This window comes from Thetidibacter halocola (assembly GCF_018224955.1).
Lineage (GTDB): Bacteria > Pseudomonadota > Alphaproteobacteria > Rhodobacterales > Rhodobacteraceae > Thetidibacter > Thetidibacter halocola.
On record NZ_JAGTUU010000010.1, the window covers coordinates 123667 to 142987 of the forward strand.

The 19321-nt window shown below is 67.5% G+C and carries 24 protein-coding genes and 1 tRNA gene; 6 read left to right on the forward strand and 19 right to left on the reverse strand.

Annotated elements, in window-relative coordinates:
- Positions 1 to 34 precede the first annotated feature (34 nt).
- The 8 genes from ureC to tsaA all read right to left on the reverse strand — a co-directional run bounded on the left by ureC (position 35) and on the right by tsaA (position 5016).
- Positions 35 to 1795, reverse strand: coding sequence for an urease subunit alpha (ureC, locus tag KB874_RS21230; protein WP_212538569.1), 1761 nt, complete (start codon positions 1793 to 1795; stop codon positions 35 to 37).
- A gap of 9 nt (positions 1796 to 1804) precedes the next feature.
- Entirely contained in the window at positions 1805 to 2320 is a 516-nt protein-coding gene (locus KB874_RS21235; RefSeq protein WP_212538570.1) for a GNAT family N-acetyltransferase, read from the reverse strand.
- 67 nt (positions 2321 to 2387) lie between these two features.
- Positions 2388 to 2669 carry a hypothetical protein gene (locus tag KB874_RS21240; protein WP_212538571.1) on the reverse strand — a complete coding sequence of 94 codons (282 nt, stop codon included), beginning with the start codon at positions 2667 to 2669 and terminating at the stop codon, positions 2388 to 2390.
- Positions 2670 to 2695: 26 nt separating this feature from the next.
- The gene (locus KB874_RS21245; RefSeq protein ID WP_212538572.1) at positions 2696 to 3001 is read right to left on the reverse strand and encodes an urease subunit beta; all 306 of its coding nucleotides are present in this window, start codon (positions 2999 to 3001) and stop codon (positions 2696 to 2698) included.
- Positions 3001 to 3165: a hypothetical protein gene (locus KB874_RS21250; protein WP_212538573.1), complete on the reverse strand. Its 165-nt coding sequence runs from the start codon at positions 3163 to 3165 to the stop codon at positions 3001 to 3003. Before KB874_RS21250 ends, KB874_RS21245 begins: the two co-directional genes overlap by 1 nt.
- Before the next feature lie 70 nt (positions 3166 to 3235).
- On the reverse strand, positions 3236 to 3538 hold the full coding sequence (locus tag KB874_RS21255) for an urease subunit gamma (RefSeq protein WP_212538574.1): 303 nt from the start codon (positions 3536 to 3538) through the stop codon (positions 3236 to 3238).
- A gap of 3 nt (positions 3539 to 3541) precedes the next feature.
- Positions 3542 to 4405: an urease accessory protein UreD gene (locus KB874_RS21260; protein ID WP_249200710.1), complete on the reverse strand. Its 864-nt coding sequence runs from the start codon at positions 4403 to 4405 to the stop codon at positions 3542 to 3544.
- Between the two features lie 131 nt (positions 4406 to 4536).
- Positions 4537 to 5016 (reverse strand): tRNA (N6-threonylcarbamoyladenosine(37)-N6)-methyltransferase TrmO, encoded by a 480-nt coding sequence (gene tsaA, locus KB874_RS21265; RefSeq protein WP_212538575.1) that lies wholly within the window; start codon positions 5014 to 5016, stop codon positions 4537 to 4539.
- A gap of 113 nt (positions 5017 to 5129) precedes the next feature.
- Between tsaA and purD the strand changes: the two genes are divergently transcribed.
- Positions 5130 to 6392: a phosphoribosylamine--glycine ligase gene (gene purD / locus KB874_RS21270; RefSeq protein WP_212538576.1), complete on the forward strand. Its 1263-nt coding sequence runs from the start codon at positions 5130 to 5132 to the stop codon at positions 6390 to 6392.
- A gap of 4 nt (positions 6393 to 6396) precedes the next feature.
- Here the strand turns inward: purD and KB874_RS21275 are convergent, their stop codons facing one another.
- From KB874_RS21275 to mgtE, 3 genes are read right to left on the reverse strand one after another with little or no spacing between them, the layout of a single operon-like run.
- Positions 6397 to 6915: a DUF2799 domain-containing protein gene (locus tag KB874_RS21275; protein WP_212538577.1), complete on the reverse strand. Its 519-nt coding sequence runs from the start codon at positions 6913 to 6915 to the stop codon at positions 6397 to 6399.
- 52 nt (positions 6916 to 6967) lie between these two features.
- Positions 6968 to 7537: a 5-formyltetrahydrofolate cyclo-ligase gene (locus KB874_RS21280; RefSeq protein WP_212538578.1), complete on the reverse strand. Its 570-nt coding sequence runs from the start codon at positions 7535 to 7537 to the stop codon at positions 6968 to 6970.
- The gene (mgtE, locus tag KB874_RS21285) at positions 7534 to 8919 is read right to left on the reverse strand and encodes a magnesium transporter (RefSeq protein ID WP_212538579.1); all 1386 of its coding nucleotides are present in this window, start codon (positions 8917 to 8919) and stop codon (positions 7534 to 7536) included. The genes KB874_RS21280 and mgtE overlap by 4 nt, the downstream gene beginning before the upstream one ends.
- 111 nt (positions 8920 to 9030) lie before the next feature.
- Between mgtE and guaD the strand changes: the two genes are divergently transcribed.
- Positions 9031 to 10323: a guanine deaminase gene (gene guaD, locus KB874_RS21290; protein ID WP_212538580.1), complete on the forward strand. Its 1293-nt coding sequence runs from the start codon at positions 9031 to 9033 to the stop codon at positions 10321 to 10323.
- Positions 10324 to 10342: 19 nt separating this feature from the next.
- Here guaD and KB874_RS21295 read toward each other — a convergent pair whose 3' ends face one another.
- From KB874_RS21295 to KB874_RS21310, 4 genes are all read right to left on the reverse strand, one after another.
- Positions 10343 to 10774: a CAP domain-containing protein gene (locus KB874_RS21295; protein WP_249200711.1), complete on the reverse strand. Its 432-nt coding sequence runs from the start codon at positions 10772 to 10774 to the stop codon at positions 10343 to 10345.
- A gap of 18 nt (positions 10775 to 10792) precedes the next feature.
- Positions 10793 to 12139: an 8-oxoguanine deaminase gene (locus KB874_RS21300; protein WP_212538581.1), complete on the reverse strand. Its 1347-nt coding sequence runs from the start codon at positions 12137 to 12139 to the stop codon at positions 10793 to 10795.
- Positions 12140 to 12212: 73 nt separating this feature from the next.
- Positions 12213 to 13019, reverse strand: coding sequence for a histidinol-phosphatase (gene hisN / locus KB874_RS21305; protein ID WP_212538582.1), 807 nt, complete (start codon positions 13017 to 13019; stop codon positions 12213 to 12215).
- A gap of 46 nt (positions 13020 to 13065) precedes the next feature.
- A complete protein-coding gene (locus tag KB874_RS21310) occupies positions 13066 to 13437 on the reverse strand; it encodes a helix-turn-helix domain-containing protein (RefSeq protein WP_212538583.1) in 372 nt (123 codons plus the stop codon).
- Positions 13438 to 13723: 286 nt separating this feature from the next.
- Between KB874_RS21310 and KB874_RS21315 the strand changes: the two genes are divergently transcribed.
- Entirely contained in the window at positions 13724 to 14686 is a 963-nt protein-coding gene (locus KB874_RS21315; protein ID WP_212538584.1) for an NADPH:quinone oxidoreductase family protein, read from the forward strand.
- A 41-nt stretch (positions 14687 to 14727) separates the two neighbouring features.
- Here the strand turns inward: KB874_RS21315 and KB874_RS21320 are convergent, their stop codons facing one another.
- From KB874_RS21320 to KB874_RS21330, 3 genes are all read right to left on the reverse strand, one after another.
- Positions 14728 to 15717 carry a Gfo/Idh/MocA family protein gene (locus KB874_RS21320; protein ID WP_212538585.1) on the reverse strand — a complete coding sequence of 330 codons (990 nt, stop codon included), beginning with the start codon at positions 15715 to 15717 and terminating at the stop codon, positions 14728 to 14730.
- A gap of 121 nt (positions 15718 to 15838) precedes the next feature.
- Positions 15839 to 16741 carry an RNA polymerase sigma factor RpoH gene (gene rpoH / locus KB874_RS21325; protein WP_212538619.1) on the reverse strand — a complete coding sequence of 301 codons (903 nt, stop codon included), beginning with the start codon at positions 16739 to 16741 and terminating at the stop codon, positions 15839 to 15841.
- Between the two features lie 203 nt (positions 16742 to 16944).
- Entirely contained in the window at positions 16945 to 17970 is a 1026-nt protein-coding gene (locus tag KB874_RS21330; protein WP_212538586.1) for an RluA family pseudouridine synthase, read from the reverse strand.
- Here KB874_RS21330 and KB874_RS21335 point away from each other — a divergent pair.
- Complete coding sequence (locus KB874_RS21335) at positions 17969 to 18274, forward strand: DUF6476 family protein (protein ID WP_212538587.1); 306 nt, start codon at positions 17969 to 17971, stop codon at positions 18272 to 18274. The two genes, KB874_RS21330 and KB874_RS21335, sit on opposite strands and share 2 nt — an antisense overlap.
- Before the next feature lie 8 nt (positions 18275 to 18282).
- Here KB874_RS21335 and KB874_RS21340 read toward each other — a convergent pair whose 3' ends face one another.
- Positions 18283 to 18495, reverse strand: a complete 213-nt coding sequence (locus KB874_RS21340; protein WP_212538588.1) for a DUF6324 family protein — start codon at positions 18493 to 18495, stop codon at positions 18283 to 18285.
- Positions 18496 to 18576: 81 nt separating this feature from the next.
- Here KB874_RS21340 and KB874_RS21345 point away from each other — a divergent pair, with 81 nt between their 5' ends.
- Together KB874_RS21345 and KB874_RS21350 are read left to right on the forward strand one after the other, a co-directional pair.
- Positions 18577 to 19062, forward strand: coding sequence for a GNAT family N-acetyltransferase (locus KB874_RS21345; protein WP_249200712.1), 486 nt, complete (start codon positions 18577 to 18579; stop codon positions 19060 to 19062).
- 64 nt (positions 19063 to 19126) lie between these two features.
- Positions 19127 to 19203 (forward strand) — tRNA-His (locus KB874_RS21350).
- The last annotated feature ends 118 nt before the right edge of the window (positions 19204 to 19321 follow it).

Sequence of the window (19321 nt, forward strand, 5' to 3'; positions counted from 1 at the left end):
GTTCCGTCGTCGGAACTTACCTTGCCCGGCCGTTTCAGAACAGGAAATAGCGCTGCGCCATGGGCAGGACACTGGCCGGTTCGCAGGTCAGCAACTCGCCATCGGCGCGCACCTCGTATGTTTCGGGGTTCACCTCGACACGCGGGGTCGCGGTATTCAGCTTGAGGTCCTTCTTGCCGATGCCGCGCGTGTTCTTCACCGCAAGCGTCTGCTTGGCGAGGCCCAGCGCCTTGCCGATGCCTTCGGCCTGCGCCGCCTCGGACACGAAGGTGACGGCCGAGTTCTCGACGGACCGGCCATAGGCGCCCCACATCGGCCGCGAATAGACCGGCTGCGGCGTCGGGATAGAGGCGTTGGGGTCGCCCATCTGCGCCATGACGATGGTGCCGCCCAGCAGCACCATCTCGGGCTTGACCCCAAAGAAGGCCGGCGACCAGAGGCAGAGGTCGGCGCGCTTGCCCACTTCGATACTGCCGATCTCATGCGCGATGCCGTGGGCGATAGCCGGGTTGATCGTGTATTTCGCGATATAGCGGCGGACGCGGAAATTGTCGTTGTCGCCGGTTTCATCCGAGAGCCGTCCGCGTTGCTTCTTCATCTTGTCGGCGGTCTGCCAGGTGCGGATGATGACCTCGCCCACACGGCCCATCGCCTGGCTGTCCGACGCGATGATCGAAAACGCGCCCATGTCGTGCAGGATGTCCTCCGCGGCGATGGTCTCGCGCCGTATGCGGCTTTCGGCGAATGCCACGTCCTCGGGGATCGACTTGTCGAGATGGTGGCAGACCATCAGCATGTCGAGATGTTCCTCGAGCGTGTTGACCGTGTAGGGCCGCGTCGGGTTGGTCGAGCTTGGCAGCACGAACTCCTCGCCGCAGATCCGGATGATATCCGGCGCGTGGCCACCCCCCGCCCCCTCTGTGTGGAAGGCGTGGATCGTGCGGCCCTTCATCGCCTTCACGGTGTTCTCGACAAAACCGGATTCGTTCAGCGTGTCGGTGTGGATCATCACCTGCACGTCCCAGTCGTCCGCCACCGACAGGCAGCAATCGATGGCGCCCGGCGTGGTGCCCCAGTCTTCATGCAGTTTCAGCGCGCAGGCGCCGCCCTTGATCTGCTCGATCAGCGCGGCGGGGAGCGAAGCGTTGCCCTTACCGGCAAAGGCCAGGTTCATCGGAAAGGCGTCAGCCGCCTGCAACATCCGCCCGATATGCCAGGGGCCGGGGGTGCAGGTGGTGGCCAGCGTGCCATGCGCGGGGCCGGTGCCGCCACCCAGCATGGTGGTCAGGCCGGAATGCAGCGCGTCGTCGATCTGTTGCGGGCAGATGAAATGGATATGGCTGTCAAAGCCGCCCGCCGTCAGGATGCGCCCCTCGCCTGCGATGGCCTCGGTTCCCGGGCCCACGATGATGGTCACGCCCGGCTGGGTATCGGGGTTGCCTGCCTTGCCGATGGCAGCGATGCGCCCGTCCCTGAGGCCGACATCGGCCTTGTAGATGCCGGTATGATCAACGATCAGCGCGTTGGTGATGACGGTATCCACAGCGCCCTCGGCCCGCGTCGTCTGAGCCTGGCCCATGCCGTCGCGGATCACCTTGCCGCCACCGAACTTGACCTCTTCACCGTAGACGGCGCTGTTGCCGCCCGAGCCACCGGTCATCGCGGCGCCCACCGCCTCGGCGGTCAGGTCGCGCTCGACCTCGATGATCAGGTCGGTATCGGCCAGGCGCAGCCGGTCGCCCGTGGTGGGTCCGAACATGGCGGCATAGTCGCGGCGGGAAATCGTGGCGGGCATCTCGCGTCCTCAGGTCAGATCGAGTTTCATGTGGATGAACCGGCCATCGTCGCCGCCGACGGCATCCGGATCGGTATAGCGTTCAAAGCCAAGGGACTCATAGAGCGGCAGCGCCTCGACATGACGGTAGAGCGCGTCGAGAAAGAGCGTCCGGTCGCCCCGGTCGCGGGCGGCCGCGATCAGAGCCTCGCCAAGCTTGCGGCCCAGTCCGTGGCCCCGCGCCTCGGGGGCGACATACATCCGGTTCATCTCGGATGTGCCGTCGCCCTTGGATTTCAGCATGACGCATCCCAGGGGCAGGTCGTCGAGCCGGCCGACAAAACAGTCACCGGCGGGCGGCAGAAAGGTCTCGGCAAATCGCTCCAGCTGGCCCTGCACGTCCTGGGCTTCGATATACGCGTCGATCTCGGCCAGCATGTCGGGATAGCGCTCTCTCAGGAAGTCGAAGAAGGCCCAGACCAGGGTCCTGACCGCGGCGATATCCGCCTCGGTCCGGACCGGCCGCACCTCCGCCCCGGCGGTCACGATGCCACCGTGACGGGTGCCCGCGCGGCAAGATCGGTGTAGAGGATCGTGGCGGGCATTGGCGGGCTCAGACCGGCAGGTGCGGGTTTTCGGCCGGATCGGCGGCCTCGATGTCGGCCGATTTCGCGGGTTTGCGGCGTGCGGTATCGGCTCGCTTGACGGAACGCAGCGCGCCGGTACGCGCGGGTTGCGGCGCGGGGCGGCTGATTCGGCCCATCCCGGCCAGCGCGACCTGCTGGCGCATGCCGGCGGTGCAAAGCACCTGCCACATGCGGACATTCCGAACCCAGAGATCGCCCTGCATCCGCATCATCGCGGCGCTCACCGCGAACGGAGACATGATCGGCATCGCTTGTCCTCCCTGTTGCCGGCGCGTCAGAGCGCGCCCATCACCTGCTGGTTGAAGCCGTAGACCTTGCGCGCGCCCGACAACGGGATCAGTTGAACCTCGCGCCGCTGTCCCGGCTCGAACCGCACGGCGGTGCCGGCGGCAATGTCCAGCCGCATGCCGCGTGCCGCGTCGCGGTCGAAATCCAGCGCGCTGTTGGCCTCGGCGAAATGATAGTGGCTGCCCACCTGCACCGGCCTGTCGCCGGTGTTGGCGACCATCAGCGTGGTCGCCTCGCGCCCGGCGTTGAGCGTCAGCGTGCCCTCGGCCGGGAACAGCTCTCCGGGGATCATCAGCGGCCCTTCACGCGGGCCAGCGCGACGCCGCCCGCAACCGCCAGAACTGCCAGCGCGGCGGCCACGGTCAGCCAGCTTGCACCGTCATGCGGATGGACATGCACGCCGGGATGGGCCAGGGCCGGGCCGGCCATCAGGACGAAGAGGGGAACATAGCGCATCTGGGGTCTCCTTGGGTCTGCTTGGATGTCGTCGGAACGGATCGTAGGGCGGGGTTTCACCCCGCCTGCCTCACCGGATCGGGTTGTGCACGGTCACCAGCTTTGTGCCGTCGGGAAAGGTTGCCTCGACCTGAACCTCGTGGATCATCTCGGGCACGCCCTCCATGCATTGCTCTCGTGTAATGACCTGCGCGCCGGCCTGCATCATCTCGGCCACGCTGCGCCCGTCGCGGGCCCCCTCGACCACCGCGTCGGTGATCAGGGCGATCGCCTCGGGGTGGTTCAGCTTGACCCCGCGGGCGAGGCGCCTGCGCGCCACCTCGGCGGCCATGGCAATCAGCAGCTTGTCTTTTTCTCTTGGCGTCAGGTTCATCGTCTACAGCATCCAGGGTCGGGGAAGATCGTCCTGCGCCAGCAGGCGCAGCAAGGGAACAAGGCTTTGCCGCAGGACGTAGCCGTCCTCGGCCACCAGGCGCACGAAGATCAGGCCGTCGTCCAGCGCGCTGGCCCCGGCGGTCGCAGGCAGTTGGGCGCGCAGGGCATCCAGCATCGCCGCGACGCCCGGCGCCGCCACCGCGACCGAGGCCACGGCCAGCGCGCCGCCCGTCAGGCGACCCAATTGCGCCGCCGCATTGCCCACAAGGCGCAACCGGTCGGCCAGCACCAACCGACCGTCGCGGATCAGGTCAATCCGGTCGCTCAGCCGCAGGTCGTGCACACTCTCGCCCATCGCAGCGCGGCCGAAGATCAGCGTCTCGCAGGCGATGACGCGGGCATCCGCCGCCATCTCGATCCGCAGGCGGCGGTCCAGGGCGGCGCCGTCGAAAAGGATGGTCTCCTGTGGTAGCCAGTGCAGGGCGGCGCCCTGCCCCGCCGTCAGGCGTGTGTCGATCCGGCCGGGGGCGCTGTCGGGTGGAGCGCGATAGATACGCTCCGCCGCCTGCGTGCTCAGGCGGAGGGAGGCCCCGTCATCCACGGACGCCGACAGGGAGAAGTCGTCGCCCCCGGTCACGCCCCCGGCCGAATTCAGAAAGACCGCGTCAAGCATCGGACCGGCCCCGCGCGGGAACAGCAGCTTGGCGCTGCCCGCCATCGCGAGATCCCGGATGACCGACTTGTCCCCGCGCCGCTTGACGGCCAGGTACGCCTTGCCCTTCGCCCGCTGGGGGGCGATGGCGGGCCGCGCCGTCTGTGCCGTGTCGTAGGGAATGGGTCCGTCCTCCGCCGTCTTTTGATCCAATCACGGGGCAGCGGCGTCAGAGTCGCAAGGCTGCCCTCCGGCAGCAGGCAAAGACTGCCCGCAAACCGGGCATTCCGCACAAACGGTGAGCGATCAATCGGTTTTCGCCCAATTTTCAGGCATTTCGGAAATCACCCTGCGGGCTTTGGCGGCGCTTCGGGCGTCCAGGCGCAGCGGTCGGGTTTGATGTCCAGCAAGGGCGTGCCGTCCAGGCAGTCGAGCCCTCGCACCACCAGCACCGGCCCCTCGCGCCGGATCAGCCGCACGCTGGAGGTGCCGATGGGATTGGGCCGCAGCGGCGAGCGCAGGGAAAACGTGCCGCGGACCGCGCCGTCCGATTTCGGGCTTTGCGTCAGCAGGTCGCGCCGCGCCTCGTGCAGCCAATACAGCACCTCGATCCGGGGAAAGGTCTCGATCCCGTCCAGCGCCGGGGCGAATCGCGGGTCCAGTTCCAGCCGGCATTCGGGCCCGTCGTCGCACCCCTGCCGAGGACAGTCGTCCCGCGTCAGGAAGGGCGTGCGGATCACCCCGATGAAGCGCAGGCCGACATCCTCGGGCGGCAATTCCACCAGTGCAGTCTCGCCCTCGCGCAGAGTGTCGCCGTGATGCATGCCCGATCCTCCCCGTTTGCGCCAGCCTGTCGCGGGCAAGCGCGCAGGGCAAGGTTCCCCTTCGCCGCATCCACGTCTAGAAGTGCGCCGAGTCATCTTGAGAAGGGCGCTCCATGAACATCCTCATCCTGGGCGGCGGCGGACGCGAACATGCGCTGGCCTGGGCCACCATGCAGAACCCGAAATGCGACAAGCTGATCGTCGCCCCCGGCAACGCCGGCATCGCCCTGATCGCCGAATGCGCGGCGCTCGATATCGAGGATGGCGGCGTGGTGGCCGAGTTCGCGAACGAGAACGCCATCGACCTGGTGATCGTCGGCCCCGAGGCGCCGCTGGCGGCGGGCGTCAGCGACCGCCTGCGCGAGGCCGGGTTCCTGGTCTTCGGTCCCAGCAAGGCAGCGGCGCAGCTCGAGGCGTCCAAGGCCTTCACCAAGGCAATCTGCGACGCGGCGGGCGCGCCAACCGCCGCCTACGGCCATTTTTCCGACGCCGAGGCCGCCAAGGCCCATGTCAGGGCGCAGGGCGTGCCGATCGTGGTCAAGGCCGACGGTCTGGCCGCCGGCAAGGGAGTCATCATCGCCCAGACGGTCGACGAGGCCTGCTCCGCCATCGACGACATGTTCGGCGGCGCCTTTGGCGGTGCGGGCGCCGAGGTGGTGATCGAGGAGTTCATGCAGGGCGAAGAAGCGTCCTTTTTCGTCCTCGTCGATGGAGAGACGGTGCTGCCCATCGGCACCGCGCAGGACCACAAGCGCGTGGGCGACGGCGACACAGGCCCCAATACCGGCGGCATGGGCGCCTATTCGCCCGCGCCGATCATGGATGACGAGGTCACGCGCAAGGCGCTGGACGAGATCGTGAAGCCCACCATGGCGGAAATGGCCCGGCGCGGCATGCCTTACCAAGGCGTTCTTTATGTCGGGCTGATGATTCTGGACGGCCAGCCCCGGCTGGTGGAATACAATGTCCGCTTCGGCGACCCGGAATGCCAGGTGCTGATGATGCGTCTTGGCGCGCAGGCCTTCGACCTGATCCATGCCTGCGCCGACGGTCGGCTGGCCGGGTGCTCGGTGAACTGGGCCGACGACCACGCGATGACGGTGGTGCTGGCGGCGCAGGGCTATCCGGGCAGCTACGAAAAGGGTACCGTGATCGGTGGCCTGGACGGGCTGCCCGAGGACAGCTCTCACCAGATGTTCCACGCTGGCACCGCAGAACGCGACGGCGCGGTGGTGGCGACGGGCGGTCGTGTGCTGAACGCCACGGCGCGCGGCGCGACGCTGCAAGAGGCCCGCGACCGCGCCTATGCGCTGGCCGAGGCGGTGGACTGGCCGCAGGGGTTCTTCCGCCGCGATATCGGCTGGCGGGCGCTGTAGCTGGTCAGGGCCAGGTATAGGCCTGACGCCGTGCTTCGACGGTCATCAGCCGCGCGTTCAGCATGTTGATCCGGGCGAAGATCCGCGCGCGCTGCGCCGGATCGGCCGTGGCCATCTCGCGGTTGAGGTCGGAAATTTCGTCCCGCAACTCGCGGATCTGGTTCGTCAGGGACAGGTATTCGCGCCCCTTGGCATGTGCCGCCGTCAGCGCGGGCAGGCTGGAGGCCGGACAGACCGGCGACAGCGAACGGCCATCGCGGCCCTCGTCATAGGCGCGGGCGGGGGTGCAATAGGCGGTCAGGCCGGTCTTGCGGCCCTGTTCCCATGCGGTGCGGTCCGGGGTGACGCCATATTCGGCGCAGGCCTTGACGTGCTGGGCGATGTAGTCGGCCGTGCGACCGTTTTGCCCGTCTCGCTGGCCGATCTCGCGCCAGTCGCCCGAGACGCATTGATCCTGGTTCAGGGTCGCGCAGGCGGCAAGGGCCAGCGGCAGGAACAGGCAGGCAAGGGCGAGTCTGGGCATATCGGCGGCTCCTCTCCGAGAGCTTTCAGCCTGAGCCCGACACTGTCCGCCGTCAACTGCGGCGTAGTGGCTCGATGATGCCCTGTTCGGTCACGATCAGGTCCAGCGGCTGGTCGGTCGGCTCCAGCGGCAGGTTCGGATCCTCCTGCGCGGCAAAGGCAAAGCCCAGCGCCAGCGTTGGCCGCGCCGCGCGCAACCGCTCCAGCGTCCGGTCATAGAACCCGCCACCATAACCCAGCCGCCCGCCTGCCCGATTGAAGGCCAGCAGCGGCACGATGAGGATCTCGGGCTCGAGGAACTCGGGCGCGGCAGGGATGGCCGCACCGAAGGGGCCGGGCACCAGCGGCATGTCCGGCTCCCACCGGGCAAAGCGCAGCGGCAGGCCGGGGCCGTCGATCACCGGCACGGCCACGGGGCCGTGGGCTGCGGCCTCGACCATCGCCGGGCGCGGGTCGATCTCTGTCCGGATCGGCAGGAAGCCCGACAGCGGCACACCGCGATACCCGGCGAGTATCGTGCTCAAATACCCTGCCTCGCCACCGCGTCGTGCTTCATACGCCGCCTTTCGGCGCTGGAACGCTGCCTCGCGGGCGGCTTTCTTGCGCGCTGCCAGATCGCTCACAGCAGGACCACCACCGCGAGGCCGAGGAACGCGAAGAAGCCCACCACGTCCGTCACCGTGGTCACGAAGGCGCCCGAGGCCAGCGCCGGGTCGACCCCGGCCTTTTCCAGCACGACCGGAATCACGATGCCCGCCAGGCCCGCAACGACCAGGTTGACCACCATCGCCGTGGCAATCACCCCGCCCAGCGCCGGCGAACCGAACCAGACCAGCCCCACGATCCCCATGATGACGGCAAAGGCGATGCCGTTAACCGCGCCAACCAGCACCTCGCGGCGGATGACGCGCCACAGGTTCGACCCGGTCAGATCCTTGGTCGCCAGCGCGCGCACCGCCACGGTCAGACTTTGCGTGCCGGCATTGCCACCCATCGAGGCGACGATGGGCATCAGCACCGCCAGCGCCACGACCTGCGTGATCGCGGCCTCGAACTGGGCGATCACGAGGCTGGCCAGCACCGCCGTCAGCAGGTTCACCGCCAGCCACGGGAAACGCCGCTTGGTCGTCTCGAACACACTGTCCGAGATGCGGCTTTCCTCGTCCACGCCGGCGAGGCGCAGGATGTCCTCCTCGTGTTCCTCGTCCAGCACGGCCATGGCGTCGTCGATGGTGATGACGCCCACCAGCCGGTCGTTCTCGTCCACCACCGGGGCCGAGATCAGGTGATACTGGTTGAAGGCATAGGCCACATCGCCTTCGTATTGCAGGACGTTGATGATGTGGAACGTGTCCTCGACCAGCGATTTCAACAGCACCTCGCGCCGCGACGCCATCAGCCGGCCCAGCGTCACGTTGCCCACCGGGCGCAGTTTCGGGTCGACCAGCGTGACGTGGTAGAACTGCGCCGGCAGGTCCTCGGTGTTGCGCAGGTAGTCGATGGCCTCGCCGACGTTCCAGTGCTCGGGGGCCATCACCACCTCGCGCTGCATCAGGCGGCCGGCGGAGTATTCCGGATAGGTCAGCGATTGCTGGACGGCGACACGGTCGCTGTCTTCGAGCGCGCCGAGAATCGCCTCCTTCTGCTCGTCCTCGAGATCCTCGAGCAGGTCGACGACATCGTCGCTTTCCATCTCGCGCACGGCGTCGGCGAGAACCTGCGGCGTGAGGATACCGATGACTTCCTCGCGGATCGTCTCGTCGAGTTCCGACAGGATCTCGCCGTCGAATTCCTTGTCGTAGAGCTTGATCAGCCGGATCCGGTCGAAGGCGTTGATCTGTTCCAGCAGGTCGGCGATGTCGGCGGCGTGCAGCGGCTCCATCAGGTCGACCAGCTGATCACGGTCGCCGATGTCCACGGCATGCAGGATGCGCGCGACAGCCTTGCGATCCAGCGCGTAGGAGTCGTCGGCCTCGGCGGTCGTCAGTTCGGTTTCGTCCAGCATGGGCGCCCTCCTGTCGCTCCACTTGGGATGCCATTCCCCATACCGGGGGGCAAGGCCGGATTGTCCTGCGCCCGCGCCGCGCATAGGCTGCGCCCGACGACAGGAGGGATCATGGCGCAACTGCATCTTGGACAGACGATCCGATTTTATGGCGATCCCCTTGTCGACGGGCCCGAAGCCGCGCGGCACGACAGCCGGGGCGGGGTCCTGGTGCAGGACCGCCGCATCGCGGCGATCGGCACGGCGGACGATCTGCGCGCGGCGCATCCGGGAGCCGGGATCGTCGACCACGGCGCGCGGCTGATCTCTGCCGGGTTCGTGGACGCGCATGCGCATTACCCGCAGACCGGCATCATCGCCAGCTGGGGCAAGCGGCTGATCGACTGGCTGAACACCTATACCTTCCCCGAGGAAATGCGCTTCGATGACCCGGCTTACGCGGCCGAGGTGGCCGGACGCTACCTTGACCTGCTGCTGGCCAACGGCACCACGACCGTCTGTTCCTACTGCACGATCCACCCGGCTTCGGTCGATGCGTTCTTTGCGGCGGCAGAGGCGCGGGGGATGCGCGTCGCGGCGGGCAAGACCTGCATGGACCGCAACGCGCCCGAGGGGCTGCGGGACACCGCACAGACCGCCCATGACCAGTCGAAGGCGCTGCTCGAGCGCTGGCATGGGCGGGGCCGGGCCGAATATGTCATCACGCCGCGCTTCTCGCCCACCTCGACGCCCGAACAGCTGGAGGCGCTGGGGGCGCTCTGGGCCGAGAACTCCGGCTGCCTGATGCAGACACACCTGTCGGAACAGCTGGACGAGATCGCCTGGGTCCGGTCGCTGTTCCCGCAGGCGCGGGACTATCTGGACACCTACGAGGCGTATGGCCTGCTGGGCGAACGCGGCCTCTACGGCCACGCGATCCACCTGGAACCGCGCGAGCGCGACCGGCTGGCAGAGGTCGGCGCCTCGTTGATCCATTGCCCGACTTCGAACACCTTTATCGGGTCGGGCCTGTTCGACATGGGGCTGGCGACGTCCGGAGCGCGCGTCGGGCTGGCGACCGATACGGGGGGTGGGTCATCCTTTTCGATGCTGCGCACGATGGCGGCGGCCTACGAGATCGGACAGCTTCGGGGCATACCGCTGCACCCGGCACAGTTGTGGTGGCTGGCGACCGAGGGCTCGGCCCGCGCGATGCGCATGGCGGACCGGGTGGGTGGGCTGGAGGTGGGACGCGAGGCCGATTTCATCGTGATCGATCTGGCCTCGACCCCCGCCATCGCGCAGCGCGCGGCGCGGGCGCACGACCTTTGGGAGGCGCTGTTCCCGACGATCATGATGGGCGACGACCGCGCGGTGGCGGCGACCTACGTGGCGGGCAAGGCGATGAAGACGCCCGGGGCATGACCCCGGCGGGCCGGCAGGCTCAGCAGCCGTCGCGACCCAGCACCAGCACCCAGATATCGCCCGGCGCGCGCACGAGGCCGTATTCCACGATTTCGGCATTCAGCAGGTTGCGCCGGTGCGGTTCGGACCGCGCCCAGGCGCCCAGCACCTCGGCCACGCTGCCCTGGCCCTGGGCGATGTTCTCGGCCACGGCGCACCAGCCATAGCCGGTGCGCGTCACCCGCGCGCCCACATCGCTGCCGTCGCTCCCCTCGTGCCCGAAGAAGCGCGACTCGGCCATGTCCATCGCATGGACCATCGCGGCCTCCTCCAGGCGGTCCGAGGGCGCGACCGGCCCCAGTCCCTGTTCTGCCCGCAAACCGTTCAGCAACTGGCGCGCCTGTTGCGCCGCCGCGCCTTGCGGCAGGACGGGCAGCACAAGCAGCATGAGAAGCGGCAGGATACGGGTCAAGGTCGGTGTCCCCCGGCGTCAAAAGCGTTCTGCAAGACGCCGGGCTAACCGATTCTGGTTAACGATAGCCTTCTCGAGATCGAAAGAGACAACCCGCCAATCCCGCACGATCTGCCGCCCCTCGACCAGAAGATGCCGCACCCGGGTTGGCCCGGCAAGCAGCATGGCGGCGGGATCCCAGCTGCCCGCGCTTTCGATGCCAGACACGTCCCACAGCGCCAGGTCGGCGCGCAGGCCCACGGCGACCTGCCCCAGGTCATCGCGGCCCAGCACCTCAGCCCCTCCGCGGGTGGCAAGGCGCAGCGCCTCGCGCGCGCTCATAGCGTCGGCGCCCCGAGACACGCGCTGCAACAGCATCGCCTGGCGCGCCTCGGCCACCAGGTTGCCCGCGTCGTTGCTTGCAGAGCCGTCCACGCCCAGCCCCACCTTGACGCCCGCATCGCGCATCGCGCGCACTGGCGCGATGCCGCTGCCCAGCCGGCAATTGGAGCAGGGGCAATGGGCGACGCCAGTGCCCGACCGCGCGAACAGCCCGATCTCGGCCGTGTCGAGCTTGACGCAATGGGCATGCCAGACATCGGCGCCGGTCCAGCCCAGATCCTCGGCATACTGGCCCGGGCGGCACCCGAACTGCGCCAGGGAATAGGCGATGTCCTCGTCATTCTCGGCCAGGTGGGTGTGCAGCATCACGCCCTTGTCGCGCGCCAGCAGCGCCGCGTCGCGCATGAGGTCCCGGCTGACGGAAAAGGGCGAACAGGGCGCGATGCCCACCCGCACCATGGCGCCGGGGCGCGGGTCGTGGAAGGCGTCGATCACGCGGATGCAGTCGTTCAGAATCGTCTCTTCGCGTTCCACCAGGCTGTCCGGCGGCAGGCCGCCCGCGCTTTCGCCGATGCTCATCGCGCCGCGGGTAGGGTGAAAGCGCAGGCCCACCTCGGCCGCGGCATGGATCGTGTCGTCGAGCCGCGCGCCATTGGGGTAGAGATAGAGATGGTCCGAAGACAGCGTGCAGCCCGACAGCGCCAGTTCGGCCAGGCCGATCCGGGCCGAAACCACCATTTCCTCGGGGCCGAAGCGTGCCCAGATCGGGTAAAGCGTCTTGAGCCAGCCGAACAGCAGCGCGTCCTGGCCGCCGGGCACCGCGCGGGTCAACGTCTGGTAGAGATGATGATGGGTGTTCACGAGGCCGGGTGTCACGACGCAGGTCGCGGCATCGACGATCTCGCCCGTGGTGGCCAGGCCCGGACCCATCGCCGCGATTACCCCGTCGCGGATCAGGATGTCATGGCCGACCTGTTCGCTGCCCGCATCGTCCATCGTCAGGATGGTCCGGGCGTTGCGGATCAGGATCTCGGTTCGATGCATCGGCCCCTCACATCGGCGCTTTTCTGTGCGAAATCGGGCGCCGGAAAAGGGAAAGTCGCGCCGCCGCCCGAGCCTAGCTGCCGGCGTTCAGCAGGTCCAGCGCGGCGGCGTGAATGGCGCGGTTGGCCGCGGCCAGCACCTGCCCGCCGTCGTGCACGGGCCGCCCCTGCCAGTCGGTGACGATCCCGCCCGCGGCCTCGATCACCGCGATGGGCGCCTGGATGTCATAGGCGTTCAGTCCCGCTTCGATCACCAGGTCGACCTGCCCCGCCGCGACCAGCGCATAGGCGTAGCAATCCATCCCGTAGCGCGTCAGCATAGCGGCGGCAGAGACCCGGTCGAAACCGGCCTTTTCCGCGGGTGTACCGACCTCGGGAAAGGTGGTGAACAGGATGGCGTCGGACAGGCTGGTGGTGCCACGCACACCCAAGGCCCGCCGCCCCATCGGCCCCGACCATTCCGCAAGGCCGAGACCACCGGTGAACCGCTCGCCGGTATAGGGCTGGTCGATGACGCCCAGGATCGGCCCCTGCGCATCCGACACCGCGATCAGCACGCCCCAAGTGGGCGTTCCCGCCAGAAAGCCGCGCGTTCCGTCGATCGGGTCGAGCACCCAGGTCAGGCCCGAGCGCCCCTCGGTCACACCGAATTCCTCGCCGAGAATCGCATCGTCGGGCCGGCGCTGCGCCAGCACGGCACGCATCGCCTTTTCGGCGGCACGGTCGGCGACGGTGACCGGGTCGAACCCGTCGGTCTTCTTGTTGTCCGCGGTGAGTCCGACCATGCGGAAATGGGGAAGAATCGCCGAACTGGCCGCATCGGCCAACGCATCGGCGGTCGCGCGCAGATCCTGCGCCAAGTCGGGATCGGTTCGGGTCATCGCGTCTCCTGTGCTGGCACCGGGCTAGCGCAGGGACGCGCCCGGCTCAAGCCACGTCGGACAGGACGCGGGCCAGTTCGAACAGACGGCGGCGCTGATTTTCCGGGATCGCGTAGTAGGACCGGACAAGGTCCAGTGCTTCCTTGTCGCCCATGATGTCGGCAGGGACGTTCTCAGACTTGGTGGTTTCGGCGCTCTCTGCCTCGATACCCTCGAAGAAGAAGCTGACCGGCACCTCGAGAGAATCTGCGATGTCCCAGAGGCGCGAGGCACTGACACGGTTTGCGCCCGTCTCGTATTTCTGGATCTGCTGGAACTTGATGCCGACCTTCTCAGCCAGCTGCTGCTGGGTCATGCCCACCAGCCAGCGGCGATGGCGGATACGCTTGCCCACATGGACGTCAACGGGATGTGCCATTCTTGTTTCCTGTTCTCTGGCGCTCGCTGCTCTGGCGGTGTCGATGCGATCTGGGCCGCAGGCGCTTACTACGCATCTCTAACTAGCTTAGACCGGTTGATAAAATCAAGAAAAAGAAACCATTAACGCGGGCAAAGATAAGGACAATTCGCCCAAAAGTTGAGGGCAAAAATGCCTTTCGGGAAGAAATGTTCATGTTGCGGAAACGGTTTAGGGGCAGCCGGCAAGCGTTTGACAGTCTGTGCGTGATTTGAGCACAGTGCGCCCGAACCATCCGGAGGCAGAAATGCGCGCTCTTGTCCTGACCGACTTCCAGTCGCCGCCCACCCTGAGCGACTTGCCCGTGCCCGATCCCGGCGCAGGGGAGATTCGTCTGCGCATTGCCGCCTGCGGGTTGAACTTTGCCGATCTGCTGATGCTCAAGGGGCAGTACCAGGACACGCCAGAGCCGCCCTTCGTGCTGGGCATGGAGGTCGCGGGCACCGTCGATGCGGTCGGCGCGGGCGTCTCGGGCTTCGAACCGGGCCAGCGCGTCGCGGTGTTCGGCGGGCGTGGCGGGCTGGCGCAAAACGGCTGCTTTGCGGCCGATCGTGCGGTGGCCCTGCCCGATGGCATGGATTTCGTCACTGCCGCCGCTTTCCAGATCGCCTACGGCACCAGCCACGTGGCGCTGGACCACCGCGCACGCCTGCAACCGGGCGAGACGCTGCTGGTGCTGGGCGCAGCGGGCGGCGTCGGCCTGACCGCGGTCGAGATCGGCAAGCGGATGGGCGCGCGCGTCGTCGCCTGCGCCCGCGGCGCCGACAAGCTTGAGGCCGCGCGCGCCGCCGGCGCCGATCACCTGATCGACGCCGCCACACAGGACATCCGGACCGAGATGAAGACGCTGGGCGGCGCCGACGTCGTCTATGACCCTGTGGGCGGCGAGCAGTTCGAGGCGGCCTTCCGCTCCTGCCGCCCCGAGGGGCGCATCCTGACCATCGGCTTTGCCAGCGGCGCCGTGCCGCAAATCAAGGCCAACCACCTGCTGGTCAAGAACCTGTCGGTCCTGGGCCTCTACTGGGGCGGCTACCTGGCCTTCCGCCCCGAGGTGCTGACAGGCTCGCTCCGGACGCTGCTCGACTGGCATGCCGAGGGCTTGCTCAAGCCCCATGTCAGCCACGTCCTGCCACTGGATCGTGCGACCGAGGGGATGGAACTGATGCGCACGCGCAAGTCCACCGGCAAGGTCGTGATCACCATCGACTGACGGGAGCGGGCTGGAGGGTGGGCCGCTGAGGCCGCAAGGCCTCAGCCGGGGCGGCCGGAGGCGCGCTCCCTGTCCCAGACCATGTCGATCATCGCCTGCGTGCCGCGGCTGAACTCCAGCGGGCATGGCCAATGCGTGCCGTCGAGGACCGACGCGTTGAACGCCTCGACCTGCCGCACATAGTGATTGTCGGCCGGAAAGCGGAATTCCGTCACAGTCATGTCGGGCTTGTGCAGTTCGATCCGCGCCGGGCCGTAGACCTGCGGGTTGAACGGCGCCGTCAACCGCATCAGCCCGGCATTGCCGTGAAAGGTCATGTCTTGCCAGGGCGCCATCCGCATCGAGACGACGCCGGTATAATGAAAGGTCGGGAACCGAGCGGTTATGTGGCTCCAGACATCCACACCGTTCTCGCGCCGGATCTCTGCCGAGAGGATCGCCTCGGGTTCCTCACCCGTCACGAAACGGGTCGCGCCGTAGATGTAGACGCCGATATCCGGGATCGCGCCGCCGCCGGTATCGGCCCGGTTGCGGATGTTCGCGGCATCCTTGCGATTGTCATAGGAAAACGCGCCCGACACGCGCACCAGCCGCCCGATCGCCCCTTCGGCCAGCAGCGCGTGGGCCTTGTGCCATTGCGGGTGATGCACGATCATGTAGGCCTCCGAGGCAAGCAGCCCGGTCTCGTCGCGCTTTGCGATCACCGCGTCGAATTCCGTCGCCGCCATGGCCAGCGGCTTTTCCACCAGCACGTGCTTGCCCGAATCCAGCGCCCTCAGAGCCCAATCCACGTGCAGGTGGTTGGGCAGCGGAATGTAGACAGCGTCGATCTCGGGATCGGCCAGAAGCGCGTCATAGCCCGCGTGAATCCTCAGGCCGGGCGTCAGCGCGACAAAGGGTGCCGCGCGAGCAGCGTCCGAGGTCGCTAGCGCCGCAAGGCGCCCGCGCCGTGCCATGTGAATCGCGGGCCCCATGTGCTCGCGGGCGAATTTCGCGGCCCCCAGGATGCCCCAGCGAACGTGTTCGGCCATGCTCCCCTCCCTCGCGATAGCGCCACCATCCTAGCGCACGGGGACAAGGACGCAATCGTCCTCCACAAACGAAAGACGCCCGCCTTGCAGGGCGGGCGTCCAGTCGTCGGATGAGAAGGGATCAGGCGGGCGCGCCCACGCTCATCCCCTGTTCGCGGGCCAGGTCGCGCATGCGCTTCTGCAACTTCTCGAAGGCGCGCACCTCGATCTGGCGGATGCGTTCCCGGCTGACATCGTATTGCGAGGACAGGTCCTCCAGCGTCACCGTTTCTTCCGACAGGCGGCGCTGGGTCAGGATGTCCTTCTCGCGGTCGTTCAGCACGTCCATCGCCTGCACCAGCAGGGCGCGCCGCGCCTGGAGTTCGTCCTTCTCGGCATAGGCCTCGGCCTGGTCGGCATCCTCATCCTCCAGCCAGTCCTGCCACTGCATCGACCCATCATCGTCGCTGCCCACCGTCGCATTCAGCGAGGCATCGCCCCCCGACAGGCGGCGGTTCATGCTGATGACCTCGTCCTCGGATACGCCCAGGTCGTGCGCGATCTTCTGCACGTGCTCGGGGCGCAGGTCGCCATCCTCGAGCGCGCCGATACGCGACTTTGCCTTGCGCAGGTTGAAGAACAGTTTCTTCTGCGCGCTGGTCGTGCCCAGCTTCACCAGGCTCCAGGACCGCAGGATGTATTCCTGGATCGAGGCGCGGATCCACCACATGGCGTAGGTCGCCAGGCGGAAGCCCTTTTCGGGATCGAAGCGCTTGACCGCCTGCATCAGGCCGACATTCGCCTCGGAAATCACCTCGGCCTGCGGCAGGCCGTAGCCGCGATAGCCCATGGCGATCTTGGCGGCGAGCCGCAGGTGCGACGTGACCATCTTGTGCGCCGCCTCGGTATCGCCATCCTCGACCCAGCGCTTGGCCAGCATGTATTCCTCTTCCGGCTCCAGCAGCGGAAACTTGCGGATCTCGGACAGGTAGCGGCTGAGGCCGGCTTCCGGCGTGGGGGCCGGCAGATTGGCGTAACGGCTCATGTTGCTCATGGTGTCCCTCCTTGCAGGGCCCGATGTTACTCGGATTAACATCCAGATAGTCTCGATGTTAGCGCCTTTCAAGCGCGTTTAACGTCTAATTGTTAAAACGAGGTTAGCACTTCTTTCCGTCGCATGAAGATTTGTGACTGCGCGCTCACGCACAGGTGATCCGCATTTCACGGAACCTTGCGCATGAGCGCAGGTCAGCCGCGCAGCGCGGCGATCAACTCGGCCATGTCCTGCGGCAGGGGCGACGCGAACAGCAGCGCCTCGCCCGTCACCGGGTGGTCGAAGCCCAGTTCCGCCGCGTGCAGCGCCTGCCGGTCGAAAGCCTGCGCCACCGCCAGCCCCTGCGTGCTCAGCGCTGAAGGCGCCAGTTTCCGCCGCCCGCCATAGACCGGATCGCCGATCAGTGCGTGGCCCGCATGGGCCAGGTGCACCCGGATCTGGTGCGTGCGCCCGGTCTCCAGCCGGCATTCCAGCAGCGCGGCGCAGGGCGGGGTGCCGAAGCGCTCCAGCACCTTGGCGCGGGTGATCGCGTGCCGGCCGTGGCCGTCGAAATAGACCGCCTGCCGCTGCCGGTCGGTCTTGTGCCGGGCCAGGCCGCTGGTGATCACGATGCCGCCGCCGGGCTCGGCGCTGACGCCGCGGGTGCCCATCAGGCGCGGATCGCCCGGATCGGGCACGCCAAAGCAGACCGCAAGGTAGGCACGGCGGGCGGTGTGTTTCTCGAACTGGGCGGCAAGGCCGTGATGCGCGCGATCGGACTTGGCCACCACCAGCAGGCCCGAGGTGTCCTTGTCGATACGATGCACGATACCGGGACGTTTCTCGCCGCCGACCCCGGACAGGTTGCCGCCGAAATGGTGCAGCAGCGCGTTGACCAGCGTACCGTCCGGGCTGCCGGGAGCGGGATGCACCACCATGCCGGCGGGCTTGTCGATCACGATCAGGTCGTCATCCTCGAAGAGGATCGCCAGCGGGATATCCTGCGCGACGACGTCATAGTCCTCGGCCTCTGGCACGACGATGGCGATCTCGTCGCCCTCCGAGACCTTCGCCTTGGGGTCGGTCAGCGCCGCGCCGTCGCGGCTGACCGCGCCCTCGGCGATCAGCCGGGCAAGACGGGTGCGTGACAGCGCCGCCTCCTCTGGCACGTCGCGGGCCAAGGCCTTATCAAGGCGCGGCGGCGGATTGGCCGCGATGATGACGTAAAGGATCTGGCTCATGGCTTCTCCGGACCCCGACCATGTACCCCAGCCCCCCGGGCTGCGGCTGTTGCAGGTGCTGGTGACGGTGCTGACCGCGGTGATGATTGCCGGGATCCTGGGCATCCTGGGCTTGATCTGGCATCGCTATAGCAACGCACAAGCCCCGCTGCCAGAGGTGATCGCCCTGCCCGACGGCACGCGGGCCATGGCCTATACCCAGGGCACTGACTGGTATGCCGTGGTGACGGCGGCGGATGAAATCCTGATCTTCGACCGGGCGACAGGCAAGCTGCGCCGGACCATCGACCTGAAGGCCGAGTAAGGCGGGCCTCAGCGGCGCGGTTTTTGCGGCTTCTTCGGCTTGACCTGGCGGGCCGAGGCTGCGGCTGCGCGCAACTCGTCGGCGATCTCCTCGGCCTCCTCGGGCTCGAAATCCATTGGGATCTCAAGGCCATCGGCAAAGATGAACAGGCGCACCATGCCCTTGTCGGTCGGTCCGATCTGGAGGTTCGCCTCGAAGTCGCTTTCGTCGTTGATGCCCATGGCCGCAGTCCCTGTGACGGTCTTCCCGCGCATACCGCCACGCCGCTTGCAATGCAAGCGCGGGCGGGGTTTCCTGCCACCATGAGCATCGAGATCAGGCACCTCGCCCCGGGCGACATCGACTGGCTGGTCGAACAGCATGGCACCCACTACGCGCGTGAAGAGGGCTTTGATCCCAGCTTTGGCGCACTGGTGCACGACATCCTGCTGGCCTTTGACGCCGACCACGATCCCACCTGCGAGCGCGCCTTCATCGCCTGGGACGGCGGGCAGCGGCTGGGCAGCATCTTCTGCGTGCGGCTGGACGACGAGACCGCAAAGCTGCGGTTGTTCTTCCTGACGCCTGAGGCGCGCGGCAAGGGGCTGGGCAAGCGCCTGCTGGCCGAGTGCATGGGGTTCGCGCGCGATGCGGGCTACCGGCGCATGACACTGTGGACGCATGAAAGCCACCGCGCCGCCTGCGTGCTTTATGCCAGCGCGGGCTGGCGGCTGGTGCGGTCGAAACCGGTGCACAATTTCGGCGTCGACCTGATCGAACAGGAATGGGACATCGATCTGCGGACATGATCCGGCGCGCTAAACGGATTCGGTCTTGCAATCGGTCGGGCGACGATTTATCCCGCGCGCCAGAGCCGCCTTAGCTCAGTTGGTTAGAGCGCTGGATTGTGGATCCAGAGGTCCCCCGTTCAAGCCGGGGAGGCGGTACCACCCCCACACAGACCATTCAGACCGGATGAACGCGCCGGATCGCGGCGTGCACGCGCCGATTCCGCGCCAGTCCAGGCATGAAGACGCCGCGCAAGGGTGCCCCGCGCGGCGTCGGGAC

What these genes read in the sequence shown, in the direction of transcription:
- ureC (WP_212538569.1), bottom strand. Translation starts at nt 1,795, where the DNA reads ATGCCCGCCACGATTTCCCGCCGCGACTATGCCGCCATGTTCGGACCC.
- KB874_RS21240 (WP_212538571.1), bottom strand. Translation starts at nt 2,669, where the DNA reads ATGCCGATCATGTCTCCGTTCGCGGTGAGCGCCGCGATGATGCGGATG.
- KB874_RS21245 (WP_212538572.1), bottom strand. Translation starts at nt 3,001, where the DNA reads ATGATCCCCGGAGAGCTGTTCCCGGCCGAGGGCACGCTGACGCTCAAC.
- KB874_RS21250 (WP_212538573.1), bottom strand. Translation starts at nt 3,165, where the DNA reads ATGCGCTATGTTCCCCTCTTCGTCCTGATGGCCGGCCCGGCCCTGGCC.
- KB874_RS21255 (WP_212538574.1), bottom strand. Translation starts at nt 3,538, where the DNA reads ATGAACCTGACGCCAAGAGAAAAAGACAAGCTGCTGATTGCCATGGCC.
- tsaA (WP_212538575.1), bottom strand. Translation starts at nt 5,016, where the DNA reads ATGCATCACGGCGACACTCTGCGCGAGGGCGAGACTGCACTGGTGGAA.
- purD (WP_212538576.1), top strand. Translation starts at nt 5,130, where the DNA reads ATGAACATCCTCATCCTGGGCGGCGGCGGACGCGAACATGCGCTGGCC.
- KB874_RS21275 (WP_212538577.1), bottom strand. Translation starts at nt 6,915, where the DNA reads ATGCCCAGACTCGCCCTTGCCTGCCTGTTCCTGCCGCTGGCCCTTGCC.
- mgtE (WP_212538579.1), bottom strand. Translation starts at nt 8,919, where the DNA reads ATGCTGGACGAAACCGAACTGACGACCGCCGAGGCCGACGACTCCTAC.
- guaD (WP_212538580.1), top strand. Translation starts at nt 9,031, where the DNA reads ATGGCGCAACTGCATCTTGGACAGACGATCCGATTTTATGGCGATCCC.
- KB874_RS21300 (WP_212538581.1), bottom strand. Translation starts at nt 12,139, where the DNA reads ATGCATCGAACCGAGATCCTGATCCGCAACGCCCGGACCATCCTGACG.
- hisN (WP_212538582.1), bottom strand. Translation starts at nt 13,019, where the DNA reads ATGACCCGAACCGATCCCGACTTGGCGCAGGATCTGCGCGCGACCGCC.
- KB874_RS21310 (WP_212538583.1), bottom strand. Translation starts at nt 13,437, where the DNA reads ATGGCACATCCCGTTGACGTCCATGTGGGCAAGCGTATCCGCCATCGC.
- KB874_RS21315 (WP_212538584.1), top strand. Translation starts at nt 13,724, where the DNA reads ATGCGCGCTCTTGTCCTGACCGACTTCCAGTCGCCGCCCACCCTGAGC.
- KB874_RS21320 (WP_212538585.1), bottom strand. Translation starts at nt 15,717, where the DNA reads ATGGCCGAACACGTTCGCTGGGGCATCCTGGGGGCCGCGAAATTCGCC.
- rpoH (WP_212538619.1), bottom strand. Translation starts at nt 16,741, where the DNA reads ATGAGCCGTTACGCCAATCTGCCGGCCCCCACGCCGGAAGCCGGCCTC.
- KB874_RS21335 (WP_212538587.1), top strand. Translation starts at nt 17,969, where the DNA reads ATGGCTTCTCCGGACCCCGACCATGTACCCCAGCCCCCCGGGCTGCGG.
- KB874_RS21330 (WP_212538586.1), bottom strand. Translation starts at nt 17,970, where the DNA reads ATGAGCCAGATCCTTTACGTCATCATCGCGGCCAATCCGCCGCCGCGC.
- KB874_RS21340 (WP_212538588.1), bottom strand. Translation starts at nt 18,495, where the DNA reads ATGGGCATCAACGACGAAAGCGACTTCGAGGCGAACCTCCAGATCGGA.
- KB874_RS21345 (WP_249200712.1), top strand. Translation starts at nt 18,577, where the DNA reads ATGAGCATCGAGATCAGGCACCTCGCCCCGGGCGACATCGACTGGCTG.